Origin of the sequence: Methylomonas sp. EFPC3, assembly GCF_029643245.1 — a bacterium.
GTDB classification, from domain to species: Bacteria; Pseudomonadota; Gammaproteobacteria; order Methylococcales; family Methylomonadaceae; genus Methylomonas; species Methylomonas koyamae_B.
In genome coordinates, this window is record NZ_CP116398.1 from 999,300 (window position 1) to 1,013,701 (window position 14,402).

12 protein-coding genes are annotated in these 14,402 nt (G+C 51.1%); 6 read left to right on the forward strand and 6 right to left on the reverse strand.

Annotated features, from left to right (window positions below; all coding sequences use genetic code 11):
* Window positions 1-7 precede the first annotated feature (7 nt).
* Genes PL263_RS04520 through PL263_RS04535 form a run of 4 tightly spaced genes read right to left on the reverse strand, consistent with a single transcriptional unit; the run spans window position 8 to window position 4,138 of the window.
* The gene (locus tag PL263_RS04520; protein WP_278211868.1) at window positions 8-619 is read right to left on the reverse strand and encodes a tetratricopeptide repeat protein; all 612 of its coding nucleotides are present in this window, start codon (window positions 617-619) and stop codon (window positions 8-10) included.
* Between the two features lie 31 nt (window positions 620-650).
* On the reverse strand, window positions 651-1,880 hold the full coding sequence (locus PL263_RS04525; protein WP_278211869.1) for a glycosyltransferase family 4 protein: 1,230 nt from the start codon (window positions 1,878-1,880) through the stop codon (window positions 651-653).
* 50 nt (window positions 1,881-1,930) lie between these two features.
* Window positions 1,931-2,878, reverse strand: coding sequence for a glycosyltransferase (locus PL263_RS04530; protein WP_278211870.1), 948 nt, complete (start codon window positions 2,876-2,878; stop codon window positions 1,931-1,933).
* A gap of 18 nt (window positions 2,879-2,896) precedes the next feature.
* Complete coding sequence (locus PL263_RS04535) at window positions 2,897-4,138, reverse strand: hypothetical protein (RefSeq protein ID WP_278211871.1); 1,242 nt, start codon at window positions 4,136-4,138, stop codon at window positions 2,897-2,899.
* 221 nt (window positions 4,139-4,359) lie between these two features.
* Between PL263_RS04535 and xrtA the strand changes: the two genes are divergently transcribed.
* From xrtA to corA, 3 genes are all read left to right on the forward strand, one after another.
* A complete protein-coding gene (xrtA, locus tag PL263_RS04540; RefSeq protein ID WP_278211872.1) occupies window positions 4,360-5,874 on the forward strand; it encodes an exosortase A in 1,515 nt (504 codons plus the stop codon).
* Between the two features lie 115 nt (window positions 5,875-5,989).
* Window positions 5,990-7,390 carry a mannose-1-phosphate guanylyltransferase/mannose-6-phosphate isomerase gene (locus PL263_RS04545; protein ID WP_278211873.1) on the forward strand — a complete coding sequence of 467 codons (1,401 nt, stop codon included), beginning with the start codon at window positions 5,990-5,992 and terminating at the stop codon, window positions 7,388-7,390.
* 110 nt (window positions 7,391-7,500) lie between these two features.
* The gene (gene corA / locus PL263_RS04550) at window positions 7,501-8,778 is read left to right on the forward strand and encodes a magnesium/cobalt transporter CorA (protein WP_278211874.1); all 1,278 of its coding nucleotides are present in this window, start codon (window positions 7,501-7,503) and stop codon (window positions 8,776-8,778) included.
* Window positions 8,779-8,977: 199 nt separating this feature from the next.
* On the opposite strand, the gene PL263_RS04555 is transcribed toward corA, so the two are convergent.
* The gene (locus PL263_RS04555) at window positions 8,978-10,228 is read right to left on the reverse strand and encodes an HlyC/CorC family transporter (RefSeq protein WP_278211875.1); all 1,251 of its coding nucleotides are present in this window, start codon (window positions 10,226-10,228) and stop codon (window positions 8,978-8,980) included.
* Window positions 10,229-10,464: 236 nt separating this feature from the next.
* On the opposite strand from PL263_RS04555, the gene PL263_RS04560 reads away from it, so the two are divergent.
* From PL263_RS04560 to PL263_RS04570, 3 genes are all read left to right on the forward strand, one after another.
* A complete protein-coding gene (locus PL263_RS04560) occupies window positions 10,465-11,877 on the forward strand; it encodes a sigma-54 dependent transcriptional regulator (RefSeq protein WP_278211876.1) in 1,413 nt (470 codons plus the stop codon).
* Between the two features lie 102 nt (window positions 11,878-11,979).
* The gene (locus tag PL263_RS04565) at window positions 11,980-13,221 is read left to right on the forward strand and encodes a M20 aminoacylase family protein (RefSeq protein ID WP_278211877.1); all 1,242 of its coding nucleotides are present in this window, start codon (window positions 11,980-11,982) and stop codon (window positions 13,219-13,221) included.
* 176 nt (window positions 13,222-13,397) lie between these two features.
* Complete coding sequence (locus PL263_RS04570; RefSeq protein ID WP_140911233.1) at window positions 13,398-13,607, forward strand: hypothetical protein; 210 nt, start codon at window positions 13,398-13,400, stop codon at window positions 13,605-13,607.
* A 39-nt stretch (window positions 13,608-13,646) separates the two neighbouring features.
* Here the strand turns inward: PL263_RS04570 and PL263_RS04575 are convergent, their stop codons facing one another.
* Window positions 13,647-14,393 carry an MgtC/SapB family protein gene (locus PL263_RS04575; protein ID WP_278211878.1) on the reverse strand — a complete coding sequence of 249 codons (747 nt, stop codon included), beginning with the start codon at window positions 14,391-14,393 and terminating at the stop codon, window positions 13,647-13,649.
* Between the last annotated feature and the right edge of the window lie 9 nt (window positions 14,394-14,402).

Here is a 14,402-nt window from a genome sequence, read left to right on the forward strand (position 1 = left end):
AGGTATATTAATCAGCTTTTTGGGTTTTTTTCAGTTTAGAAAGACGTTTCAATAGAGGCTTAGAATCCGGTTTCTTTTCTAAGCCTTGTTCCAGTATATTGATCGCCTCGTTAGGTCTGTTCAATTTGATATATATATCGCCTAGCGCTGCATAAGGCATCCAGGTTTTCGGGCTACGCTCGATACTTTTGTGATAGTTGTCGATAGCCGCTTTGTAGTCCTCCAATCCTTCGTATGCTTTGCCGATGTCGTAGTACATTTTAGGGATCAATACAAAATCCGACACCATACCGTGCTTAAACGGAAAAACCATTTCATTGATGGCCTGTTTCAGATAACTCATTCTTTCCGCACGGTTGTTGGTTTTCCAGGCCAGGTTATAGGTAAACAATCCTGCACAATAATGGTGAATACCGCCGTTGCCTGCCAGCCTTTTTTCCCACATCAAGGCTCTTGGCGTGCCTTGGGCACCTTCCTGATGCATTTCTTTGCAGAAAATAGGCAGCCCCATATAATCTAAATCTGTTTGAGGAAATTCTGCTTTAGCAATGATCGGTAAAAGTCCGATACACAGCATAAATGTTTTTAATGATTTTTTGGCAAACTTTATAATTCTCATTATGTATAAGCTTTATAAGTTGTAAAAATGGCTACTGTTTCAGTAATTTAAAGTAAATTGACTCTATACTTGTTGTATGAGTTTTTATAGAGAATAATTTAAACGCCTTTTCTTGCGCGTTTTCCCCAAGCCGCTCGGCCAAGTCAGGTTTTTGGTAAAGTTCGAGTACCGCATTACGAAAGCTTTCGGAGTCACCGGCGCTAAATAACAACCCCGTTTCTCCGTTGTCCAGCATTTCCGCGCCGCCACCGTGGTTCGGGCCGATTAAAGGTCTGCCCATTGCCATGGACTCGATCACTACTGTGCCTAACGGTTCAGGCGCTGTCGATGCCGACACGACCACATTTAAACCGTTGTATACGCGTTCCATTTGCCCGATATGGCCGGTGAAAATAACAAAATTTTTTAAGTTTTCGTTATTGACTCTATTTTTCAACATTTCTTCATAATTAGAGCATTCTTCCGGTGTACCGCCAATAATTACCATTTTTAAATTTGGAATTTTATCAGATAGCTCTTTGGCGGCATCCAAAAATAATTCCTGGCCTTTCCAGGGAATCAGTAATCCTACCAGTCCGACTACAAAATCATTGGTGTCTATATCAAATTGTTTACGGAATGTGTTGCCGTCAGCCTTTAAATCGAGTTTTTGTAATTCTATCCCATCATAAACTACGGTTATTTTTTCCCGGGCAACCATTAGTTCAGAAGTCATTCTGTGAGCGACCCAGTTAGAAACAGATACAAAGTGGTCCGGAATTTTGTAAAGGTAGCCCGCCAATTTGGAATAATTAGGGTTTTCGCGCACATGGCAAACACACGGTTTATGCAAAATTTTAGCGGCCAGCAAAGCGGCGCGGTTGCAAACTGGGTCATTGTTGGCGTGAATCAGGTCTGCTTCAAACTTCCAGGCAATCCAGAGAAGTTGCAAAAAAAACGGCATAAAATTGAGCAAATCATCAGCGCGAGCGATGATTTGCGTGGCGATAAATCTTAAATATCGATTGCTTGCAAACACTGGTTTGCGTTTTACTAAAGCACGCCATGCGCTAATGTCGAAATGGCGGTCTTTTATATGTTTCCAAACGGCCTCGCTTGCTATTTCTTGGTATTGGGCAGTTGCGCGTCCAGTAACAACGATCGGATATAATTGGCTACGATCAAGACATCTCACTAAATGGCGCAGACAAATTACGGCACCACCATAGCCAATGCCATTTTCAACGAATAATATGCGTTTAGGTTTGACTGCGCCGTTCATTTAACCGGAATGTCCTATGGGCTGTTATAATTAAAATGTAATTTAGTGAGTTAATTTAATTCTTGTTTTAAACTACGTAATTTTATTATCAAGTCTTTGGGTAGGTTACTTAACGTTAAATACTTCAGAGAGCGGAGCGTGAATTTTTGTTTCATACTTATTAAAAAATTCACTCGGGCTTGGTCGTGTTCCATGTTAATAAAAGACCAATATCCTAGCGACCAATACGCGTTAGCTACCATTAAATTAGCGTCTATTCCCTGAGCGCTTAATTGCGGCCCAGCAAATTCGCGGATCGAGTTCATGACTTTGATTAGGTCTGCCAACATGGGCCGGTTTGCTTGGGTAGCATTGTTGCCGTGTTGGCGGCGTAGCATCAGTACTTCGGGCACACAGCTGATAGCATGAACGGCAGCAATTTTTGCCCACATCTCCAAGTCTTCGCCAAAACGAATTTCTTGATTGAATCGCCCGGATGAAATGATAGTTTCACGGTCAATCAGGACGGTACCTGTAGGAATGAAATTTTTTTCGACAAGTTTGGCCAATGCGTTCGGTATTGGGCAACCCGCCAAGTGATGAAAATAATCAAACAGTTGGTGCTTGGCTAGTACCGATTTGACTGTAATGTTGTCGTCTATATCGATCTCAGCCATATCGCCGGCTACTAGTTTCAATTCTGGATGTGCGATCAGAATCTGTTTTTGCAGCGCAATTTTGTTGGGGACCCATTGATCGTCGGCGTCCAAAAATGCGATCCAGTCTCCACTTGCCAGTTCAATGCCTTTGTTCCTGGCGGCGGATGGCCCCTGGTTTTTTTGTTTGTAGTAGGTAATGTTTCCGGGCAACGCTCGCACGATCGCTTCAGTTTCGTCGGTCGAACCGTCGTCGACAATGATGATTTCCGCTACGGGCTCGGTCTGGGCCTGAATACTGGCGACGGCGGCACTGATGAACTTGGCGCTGTTGTATGCCGGGATGACTGCGCTGATTTTCATTAGTTTTCTTGGTTACCCTTATTTGAGTCCAGTTTTACAGATTACCCAAGCAGGAAGGCTTAGTCCCGTGACGTATCCGATCAAGGCCAATTTTCGATGACGATAGTATAGACGATATAAGAATGCGCCCAATTTTCGGTGACCGCTCGCCATCTTCAGGCCGGGCCACAGCTTGCCGTTAAAACGGTTGGTGATTTCAGGCGAAGGATCAACTAGTGATTCCCCGAGTTCGGCCGAGGACAGAAAGCGGACTCGCGGAAACATCCCGGCAATAGCCGACATCAGCTGATCCAGCCCGGCAATCGCATCGTTGCATTCTGTTTCGGAACGAGTGAAGTTGTAACGATGAGTCGAGATACTGATCGGCGCTGCTTGCTGATAAGCGATTTCAGCCTCAGCCACAGCGCTCGCTACGGTGTTTTTACCGTCAACGGGTTCGTACATGACGTTGCGGACCAGATAAAATTGGCCGAAACGGTTTTTGTTCCCGACCCGGATAATCGGCGGATCCTGTTGATATCCGCCGGATTGGTCGCGGCCGGTGCAACGGTAGCCTGCAGTTTGAATTGCAATGATATTGCGATCGCGCCACCGTTGTTCGATAAGGTCGTTCCATAGATAGCAGGGCGCGACCGTAGTCACGCTGGGTGCACCGAACATACGCTGGAAGCTGGCGGTGGCAAGTTCTATGATGTTTTGCGCCTCGGTCGAGTCGACCGACGACGTCGGTAATGCGCTGCCGTCCACGTAATGGCCTTGTAGCGGCGAATCCAGTGATTCCCAGTCCCACCAGTCGGAGGTGGATTTGGCCGCGGTTAAGCGCGGGTCGTTTTGCTGGCATAATCTGGCAAAACCGGCTCCGTTCAGGTGTTCCAGACCGTGTAATTGCGGAGTCAATAGATCCCGAGCGATGCCATCTTTCAGTGCTTGGTAGATTGCCGGAAAATCGGCATCCAGCATTTTTCGGTGATATTCACCGTCAACGGCTATTTTTTCTATGTCGGGAACCGCCAACACCATGTCGGCAGTCAGGACAGGATTGCGTCCTACCGCGTCTTTATGCTGATCCAGCATATTTAGCAATTGGTTGAGCCGGTCGGCATGAAACTCGCCGCCTGGCCCCCAATCGTCGCTCTCAATCAATACCGGCGTGTCGGCGAAATAGGCTTCGTTCCAGGTTGCAACAAACAGATCCTTTTTCCAAACCCATAAGCAGGCGATGCAGACCGACCAGAAACCTAAAATAAACAGAATTGCCATATTTTCAATCGATAATTAAAGTGCCGCGGTAGCAAGCTATAACGGGCTACACTTTCATCCTAGCAGAGATTCATGGTCTCGCGGAACCGTGGTAGCCTCGGGAAGGATTCGGGGTGCATTGTGCGGCCAATTTTAGTGTTATGAATCGTCTATTTGTTCAGTACGGGGTGATGATGCGCAAAAACAGTGGTTTAGATCGGGTAAAAGCGGAGAATTTTTTTATGACCGATACGTCAGGTTTACCGCAACATTGGCGTAGACCGTTGGCAGGAGTGCTGGTGGTTACGCTGGTTACGCTGGGAGTGTTCGCGGATACATGGGCATCTATCGTTGCAATTTGGTCGCGTTCAGAGACCTTTACCCATGGCTATTTAGTAGCGCCGACGAGTTTATGGCTGATCTGGCTGCGGCGGCGGCAATACCGCGATTTGCGGGCGGAATTCAGTTGGTTTGGCCTGATTTTGTCCATCGCGGGTGGTTTTATGTGGTTGGTGGCAGACTTGGTCCACGTCTTGGTAGTACAGCAATGGGCGGTGGTTGGAATCCTGATCAGCAGTCTGTGGGCGGTGTTGGGAACCGGCGTGATATCGAGTATGCTTTTTCCCATTCTGTTCTTGTTTCTGATGGTACCTTTCGGCGAAGCCTTTATTCCGCCGCTGATGGACTACACCGCGACCTTTGTCGTCACGTTACTGCGTTTGACCGGGATTAGCGTTTACCGGGAAGGCTTGTTCTTTACGCTAACCTCCGGGAATTGGTCTGTGGTTGAGGGCTGTAGCGGTTTACGCTATCTGATATCGTCTTTTACTCTGGGAACCGTTTACGCCTATCTGAATTACACCAGTTATAAAAAACGCGCAGTGTTTATCGCGGTTTCTTTTCTGGCACCTATCATCGCAAACGGATTCCGCGCTTATATGATCGTCATGATCGGCCATTTAAGCAGCATGAAACTCGCGACCGGCGTGGATCACATCGTTTATGGCTGGGTATTTTTCGGAATCGTCATGTTCGCGCTGTTTTACATTGGTTCGTTTTGGCACGACCCCCCAAACAGCTCCGAAATCAGCGTGAAAGAAGAAGGGGCGTTCGATGCCGAAGTGGCTTCAGAGCCCCGTTATCAGTGGTTCGGTTTCGCGGCAATCTTGGTGTGTCTGATAATTTGGCCGCCGATTTCTCATGGTCTGTCCGGCTTGCAAAATAGCAATGTAGTAGTGCTGGAGAGGTTCAGCCACCCCGCGCTCGATACTTGGTTACCGGCTGATCCGCCGGATTGGGGTTGGGAGCCGAACTTCAAAGGTGTGGTCGCCGAATCCAGAACATTTTTAAAAGACGAGCAAGCCGTCGTCGGCCTCTATTTCGCCAACTTCGGCGACGAAAGCCAAGGCGGCGAATTGGTAAACTCGCAGAACTATTTGGTCCCGCAAAAACATAAGATTTGGCGGATGCTGCGCGACAATGGCTATCCGGTCGATTGGGGCTCCGGCTACTCAATCGTTGTCGAAGAAGCGGTCTTGAGCAGTAGCCAGCGCGATTTATTGGTATGGCGCTGGTATCGCATCGGCGATAAAAATACCGACAATGCCTATTTGGCAAAGTGGTGGCAACTGCTCAAGCGCTTAACCGGCGATTCGGCGCCGGAATTGCTGGTTGTGGTCTACACAGAACTAGCTAATCAAGAATTGGATACGGCGCGTGACAAGTTAAAACAAATAGCCGTGGCGTGCTGCAGCTGATTAGGGCGAACGGGATCGACACAGTCGACCCGCGTCAGTACTCCGCTTGACGCTGCAGGCCGCGCGGATGTTAGACTAGCAACACCCTTATTTAAAACTTTGTGAAGGAAAACTTATGATACCGGTAATATTGTCAGGCGGTTCTGGAACCCGGCTTTGGCCATTGTCGCGCGGCCAATATCCCAAACAATTTTTGCCTTTGGTTTCCGGTGCAACCATGATCCAGGAAACCATGCTCAGGCTGGATGGGTTGGCCGGTTTGCAGCCGCCGATCGCGGTGTGTAACGAAGATCACCGCTTTATGATGGCCGAGCAAATGCGGGAGATCGGTATCAAGCCGGTGGCGATTATATTGGAGCCGGTAGGCAAGAATACCGCGCCGGCGGTAGCCATGGCGGCCTTGAGTGCTGGTTCCGAGGACGACATCTTGCTGATCTTGCCGGCGGATCACGTCGTGGCCGATCGGCAGTCGTTCCATCGTGCGGTGGTGCAGGCTGAGCAACTGGCGAAGCAGGACTTGTTGGTCACCTTCGGTATTGTCGCCAGCGAACCTGAGACCGGTTACGGTTATATCAAGCGCGGTGAGGTGCGTTACGGCGAAGCCTATAAAGTCGATGCCTTTGTCGAGAAGCCGGATTTGCAAACCGCGCAACGCTATCTGGAAAGCGGCGAGTATTTTTGGAACAGCGGCATGTTCGCGTTCAAAGCCGGTTGTTTCTTGCGCGAACTGGAAAAATTCAATCCGCAAATGTTGGCAGTGTGCCGGGAAGCATTGAAAGCGGCCAAACCGGACCTGGACTTTGTGCGGTTGGATAAGGAAATATTTGCGACATGCCCTTCCGATTCGATCGACTATGCGGTGATGGAAAAAACCGACAAAGCCGCAGTGATTCCGTTGGACGCGGGCTGGAACGACGTCGGTTCCTGGTCGGCACTATGGGATGTCACCGCCAAGGACGAAACCGGCAATGCCATCAAAGGCGACGTCTTGACAGTCGATACCCGTAATTCCTACATCCATTCCGGCAACAAATTGGTGGCCGTGATCGGCGTCGATAATCTGATCGTGGTCGAAACCGACGACGCAGTGATGATTGCCGCCAAAGACCGGGTTCAAGACGTCAAGGATGTCGTCGACCAACTGAAAAAAGCCAAACGCAGTGAAGCCAACGTCCACCGCAAGGTTTATCGGCCTTGGGGTCACTACGACCTGGTCGACAGCGGCGACCGGCATCAAACCAAACGCATCGTGGTCAAGCCCGGCGCAAAATTGTCGGTGCAGAAACATCACCATCGCGCCGAGCATTGGGTGGTGGTGAAAGGGACCGCCTGGGTCGAGAAAAACGGCGAAAAAGTTCTGGTGTCGGAAAACGAATCGATTTACATCCCGCTCGGCGTGATTCACAGTTTGGAGAATCCGGGCGTGATTCCGCTTGAAATGGTCGAAGTCCAATCCGGCAGCTATCTGGGCGAAGACGATATTGTGCGCTACGAAGACCAGTACGGGCGGATCTAGCGCCATTCGGTAATAGTCACGCTAAACTTCCGATCAACGCCGCGCCGGCTTGGCGCGGTGACCTGCCTAACATCCGATAACGTTCGGTAATCGTTTCCCCGGAGTTGCCCTTGTCTCTGCAAACGGTCAACGACCTTTTGAAAAAACACAAGCTCGTCGAGGGCATGTTGCACAACCAGCCGATGCCGCGGCGCAAGTTGATCACTGCGCTGGTGCAAAAGCAGCACATGGTCGAATTGCGCAGCTTGTTGGCGCGACTCACGGCAATCGAAATCGGCCAGATCTTGCACGCCTTGGAGTTGGAAGATGCCCGCCTGGTCTGGGAGCAGGTGGAGGATAACCGGCAGGATGACGTGTTGTGGGAGCTTTCCGATACCTTACGCGAACAATTGGTCGGCGACCGAGAGCCGCATTGCGGCGTCGGCCAAATGAGCGCGTTCGAACTGGTCGAGGGCCGGTTATCCAAAGTGGCGATCACCTGTCGCCATGATTTGTACGAAATCAAACCGATCTGGATCGACTTATTGGCGCCGAGCAAGGCCCAGCGCCAACTGATCGGCCAGCATTTCGGCTTGGAATTGCCCGATCCGCTGGATTTGACCGATCTTGAGGCCAGCGCCCGGTTCTATGTCGAAGACCAGCATGAAATCCATATCCATTCGGATTTTTTGTTGGACCGGGAGGGCAAATCGCGCAGCGTGCCGGTAGCCTTCGTTTTGTCGGGCGACATGCTGTTCTCGGTACGCAACGAGGAGTTGCCGGTATTTCGGCTCCAGCGCTTAAGGGCGAGAACACAGCCAGGCTTCGTCTCGGATTCCAAGGATATGCTGCTGGATTTGTACGGTGCCGAGGCTGAATATTCGGCCGACGCGCTGGAAAATATTTACGAGCAACTGGAGAGCGTCAGTAAAAAAGTACTAAGCCAGGATATCAGCGACGAAGAAGCTGCCGAGATATTGACCGATATTGCCGAAGAAGAGGATTTGAATGGTCGTATCCGCCGCAATATGCTGGATACCCAACGCGCCGTGTCGTTTTTGATCCGGCGTAAATTGTTGAATCCGACCCAGTTGGAAGATGCACAGCAAATCTTGCGCGATATCGAGTCCTTGAATAGCCATACGGCATTTCTGTTCGACAAAATCAATTTCTTGATGGATGCAACCGTCGGTTTTATTAATATCAACCAAAACAAGGTTATTAAAATCTTTTCGGTCGCTTCGGTGGCAATGTTGCCGCCTACCTTGATCGCCAGCATTTACGGTATGAATTTCGAGTATATGCCAGAATTGAAATGGATGTTGGGTTACCCGTTTGCGTTGGGGTTGATGACTGTTTCTGTGCTATTGCCTTACGTATATTTCAAACGCAAAGGCTGGCTTAGATAAAAATCACGGAGTGCGTCACAGTTTGTTGGCTCAAAACCACAAACTGCGACAATATGTCACATTTAAAATCGACAATCCGCCAACTATTATTAACCTAACTTTTTCGGTTTGGTTTGACAGCTAAAAGTTGCGTTATATTTCTTCCTATTGCTCTGAGGCGATTATCCACTGGTAATCGCCTTTTTTTTGCCCGAAGAAATTAACCGACCGGTTTGAATTTAACCGACTTGATTGCATTATCGTCGCGCTTGACGATCTCAATGACGTGGCCGTGGAGCTTAATGCTGGTGCCGGGCTCGGGGATGGTTTCCATATACTCGATAATTAAGCCGTTGAGGGTTTTTGGACCTTCGGTCGGCAAATCCCATTGGGTGACGCGGTTTAGCTCACGGATGCTAACACCGGCATCGACCAAGTAACTACCGTCTTTTTGCGCTTTAATATCCGGTTCTTCTATCGCCAACTCGCCGACGATCTCCTGCAACAGATCGTCGAGCGTAACCAGTCCCAATACGTCCCCATATTCGTCGACTACCAAGCCGATCCGCAATTTTTCCGCCTTGAAAATCTGCATTTGCTTATGAATCGACGTGCTGGCCGGAATGAAAAACGGCTTGGCCAAGCTGTTGACAATGCTTTGCTTATCTAAATCGGCGTGGCTAATGCGGGATAGGGCGGTGCGAATATGCAAAAATCCGATCACCCGATCGATATTCTTTTTGTAAACCGGCAGACGGGTATGTGGACTGGCTTGGAGCTGGCGAATGATATCTTCGATCGATTCTTCCAAATCGATACCGACGATCTCGTTACGGTGGGTCATGATATCGGTCACGCTGGCGGATTCCAGATCCAGAATACTCATCAGCATATTGCGGTAGCGGGCCGGCAGTTGGTGGTTGGCTTGAGACACTAGGCTTTTCAACTCGTCCTTATTCAAAGGCTCGGCAACTTCGCCCAATTTTTTACGTTTGATCCCGAAAATACGTAACAGGCCGCTCGATATCAAATTGATGGTCCATACCACCGGATAAAACAATTTCAATAACGGGGGATAAATCCAAGCCGAAACGAATGCCAGCAATTCCGGCTTTAGTGTGCCCAGAGTTTTTGGGGTAACCTCGGAGAATACTAAAATGGCGAAGGTCAATAATCCCATCGCGGTAGGAATGGCCTGATTACCGCCAATCCGGATTGCAATCACCGTCGTCAGCGCAGCAGCCAGAATATTGACGAAATTGTTACCGATTAAAATCAGGCCCAGCACGCGTTCCGGCCGTTTTAGCAGGCGATGGGTTTTAACGGCGCTTTTATGTTTTTTTTTGACGAGGTGCTGCAACCTATAGCGGTTAAGCGTCATCAACGCTGTTTCAGAGCCCGAGAAAAATGCGGATATCAACAATAATACCGCCAGTATACCGAATAGTATACTTAGGGAAATTTCGTTCAAAACAAACGTACTCTGGGTTGTGTAACAAGAGCTTAGTTTCTATGCTGGGCAAAATTTGTCAAGCTGAAAACCGCGTGCCGATCTGAAGCATTTGCCGGAGATTGAACTAAACTACATCAACTAGACGGCGCAATCGGCTGAAATCCGGCGATTTTGACAATCCCGGACTTCGATGCTTAACTTGAAATTCGATTGTTCCCTCCCTTCGTATCCAAGTAGTTTCAGAGAACACACGCATGGCATTGCCGGAAATTTTGCTGGTTGACGATAACCTTAATCGCGCACAACAAGTCGAAACGGTGCTCCGGTTTTTGGAATACCGGGTGATTACGGTCAGCGGCAATCAATACGAATCGGTATTGGCCGGTCAAGATGCTTTCGGTGCGGTGTTTGTCGGTAGTGGCGATCGCCAAGCCAGCCTGATCAAAGCGATAGCCGACGCGACGGAGGATACGCCGATCATTCTGCTAGCGGAGCCCGGTAATGGGCAGCAGTTGCTGAGTACTATTCAACAATTGGTCAGTAAAGTCGTGGAATGGCCGACGGTCTATCCGACACTCATCGACATATTGGACGAATTGCCCAAACCAGAATCGACTGCGCACAAGCCGCAAACCAATAAAGGCTTGGCCGGAATCAGTAAAGCAGTACAGAAAACCCGCGAACTGATCGATCAAGTTGCCAAATCCGATGCGACCGTACTCATTCTCGGCGAGTCCGGGACCGGTAAGGAAGTTGTCGCCCAAGCCCTGCATCGGGCATCCGCCCGCAGGGACAAGCCGTTTGTGCCAGTCAATTGCGGAGCGATTCCGGGCGAACTGTTGGAAAGCGAATTGTTTGGCCATGAAAAAGGGGCATTTACCGGAGCCTTGACTTCGCGCCAGGGCCGATTCGAGATGGCCGAGGGCGGTACCTTATTTCTCGACGAGATCGGCGACATGCCGATGCCGATGCAGGTCAAGCTTTTGCGCGTATTGCAGGAACGGACCTTCGAAAGGGTCGGCAGCAATAAAACCATCCGCTGCGACGTCCGTATCGTCGCCGCCACCCACCGCCATCTGGAACAGGAGATTATCGAAAAACGTTTTCGGGAGGATTTGTTCTACCGGCTGAACGTATTTCCGATTGAAGTGCCGGCGTTGCGGGAGCGGGCTGAAGACATCCCGTATCTGATCAACGATTTGATTGCCCGCATGGAAGCGGCGAACCGCGGCAGCGTCAGCTTAACGCCGCGGGCGGTCGCTGTCCTGATGCAACACAGTTGGCCGGGCAATGTGCGCGAGTTGTCGAATTTGATCGAACGCTTGGCGATCATCAGCCCGGATTCACCCGTGGATGCCGGCGACTTACCGGAAAAATTCCAAGCGTACGAAGTGCCCGACACGGTTCAATTGCAGCTGCCGGAACCTGATATCCATGTGGTCCGGCCGGCCGCACGCGAAGCGTTGGCCAAGCCGATACAGGGCCAGGCTACGGTGCAATTGCCGGAGCAAGGCATCGATTTAAAGGAATACTTGACCGACTTGGAAAACGAACTGATCCGCCAAGCCTTGGAAGAGTGCAATGGCGTGGTCGCCCATGCCGCCAAATTGCTGAATATGCGCAGGACCACGTTAGTGGAAAAACTGCGCAAAGTGGATGCCGCCTAAGCGGCGGCGGTTTTTTGTCCGGCCGCCAGATTTGTGCGGTAGCAATCCAACCCCGGCCAAGTGTTAGACTAAGGCTTTGCCACTGCAGCACCCTTCGTAACCATGCCAGAATCGAATAACTCGACCCATCCAAGTAACGGAAACGGCCGATTTGGCGGTGCCGTTGCCGAAATCTTCGACTATGCCGGCGAAATCAGCGTTTGGCGGCAGCGTATCCATGCTCATCCTGAACTTTGCTTTCAGGAGTTTGGCACTGCCGATTTCGTCGCAGAAAAATTAACGGAATGGGGGATACCCATCCACCGCGGCTTGGGTAAAACCGGTGTAGTCGGCATCGTCAAGTCCGGTCTTTCGGAAAATGCGATAGGCCTGCGAGCCGATATGGACGCATTGCCGATCCAGGAACAAAACCGCTTCGCCCATGCCTCGGTTTATCCCGGCAAAATGCACGCCTGCGGCCACGACGGCCATACCGCAATGCTGCTGGCCGCCGCACGCTATTTGGCCAAGCAGCGCAATTTCGACGGCACCGTGTATCTGATTTTTCAACCGGCAGAGGAGGGCGGCGGTGGCGGCGACGCCATGATCCGTGACGGCTTGTTCGAGCGCTTCCCAATGCAGGCCGTGTTCGGCATGCACAATTGGCCTGGGTTGCCGGCTGGCAGTTTTGCGGTCAGCCCGGGGCCGGTGATGGCCTCATTAAATACCTTCCGGATCACGATAAACGGCAAAGGTTGCCACGCCGCGCTGCCGCATTTGGGCCTGGACCCGACACCGGTTGCCGCGCAAATTATTTTAGCGCTGCAAACTATTCTGACGCGTAACACCAATCCGTTGGCGGCGGGGCTGATTTCGGTGACGATGATGCACATCGGCGACGCTACCAACGTGATTGCCGAACGTTGTGAACTGGCCGGTACGGTGCGGACGTTTTCCGCCGAACTGCTGGATATGATAGAAGCGCGCATGGCCGAAATCGTCCACCATACCTGTTTGGCGCACGGCATGACCGGCGATTTCGAATTGACCCGCAGCTATCCGCCAACGGTAAATCATGCAGAGCAAGTCGTAATTTCCCGGAAAGTCATGGCTGGCATCGTTGGCGACGAACAGGTTTTCGAACAACAGCCCACCATGGGGGCCGAGGACTTTGCCTTCATGCTGCAACGCGTACCCGGCAGTTACTGCTTCATCGGTAACGGCGACGGCGGCCACCGGTTAGCGGACCACGGCGCCGGGCCGTGTACGTTGCACAATCCCAGTTACGATTTTAACGACGCCATTTTGGCGTTGGGCGCCAGTTACTGGGTCAGATTGGCCGAAACCTGCTTGGCGTTCGCCTGACAGTTGGCTGCCACAGTGTGTAAGCTGTCTGACAATTGTGGCAGGAGTCTCGAAGCACTGCGGTCTTTTCGGCGCGTCAGACCGGATGCAAATGGTTGAAAGCCAATAAAACTTGAGCGTTTGGCCCAGCCTATGCTGCAGGGTTGGTGAGTTCCATCAACCCAACGGTGAGCGCCATGCAAGCATTGAACGAAATGACCGAACTTGGCTATGCCCGGACCATGTTCATTGAAAACCTCAGCCACCAATTTATTGCCGCCACCGGCTGCGGCGTCTACGCCTACTTGGATCCGGTCGATGTCAGCGGCTTGTTTAACAACTATGTCAACGACAATCTGCCGATAGAAGCCTTCATCAGGCAATGCGTGAAAGACGTACTGAAGTAAAAATCGCAACTTGGTGTTGGCCGCAGCTGCTCTAGCAAATCAGTTGCGGGCAAAAGACAATTGGTAACCCGCCAGAAACACCTGTTGCTCCAGCGTCTCGCTGATTGCGGGAATCGATACCTTTCGGTTGTCGGTGGCAATCAGCACCAAATGCCATTCTTCACCGTGCAGGTCTTTGCTCATCGAAATCGACCCTTCCGCCAGGCGGTAACCCATGATTTGGGCCAACTGTTCCAAATCGGTTTGCCGCGGGCGGTGGCCGGATTTGAAACGTAGCAAAACCGCAATGGCGTGCCTGGAGGGGAGTACGGTTTCGATCCAGCCACCCCAGATCATCGTCGCCGACGCGATCAAGGCCAGTACGATCGCTGCCAGATAAAAGCCGGCGCCGCATAGGATGCCGATCGCCGATGAGGCCCAAATCGACGCTGCGGTGGTCAGCCCGCTGATATTCAGGCCTTCCTTCATGATGACGCCGGCGCCGAGAAAGCCGATACCGGTGACGATGCCTTGAATCACCCGGGTCGGATCGGCCGTCGCCGTCAGCGGCAATAAGCCGCCGAACCAGAATTGCGGGTAACCGACGATGACGGTAACCGCCGCCGAGGCCATACAGACCAAGCCGTAGGTGCGCATGCCGGCAGCGCGGCCGTGATAGGAGCGTTCGTAACCGACCACCATGCCCAACAACAGGGCTCCGACGATGTTCATCAGTATCACTGCGCTGGCCTCGAGCTGGGCGGCAGACCAAAACGAGATCAAGCGGTCGGGAGAGATCGGATTCATAAAGCGATT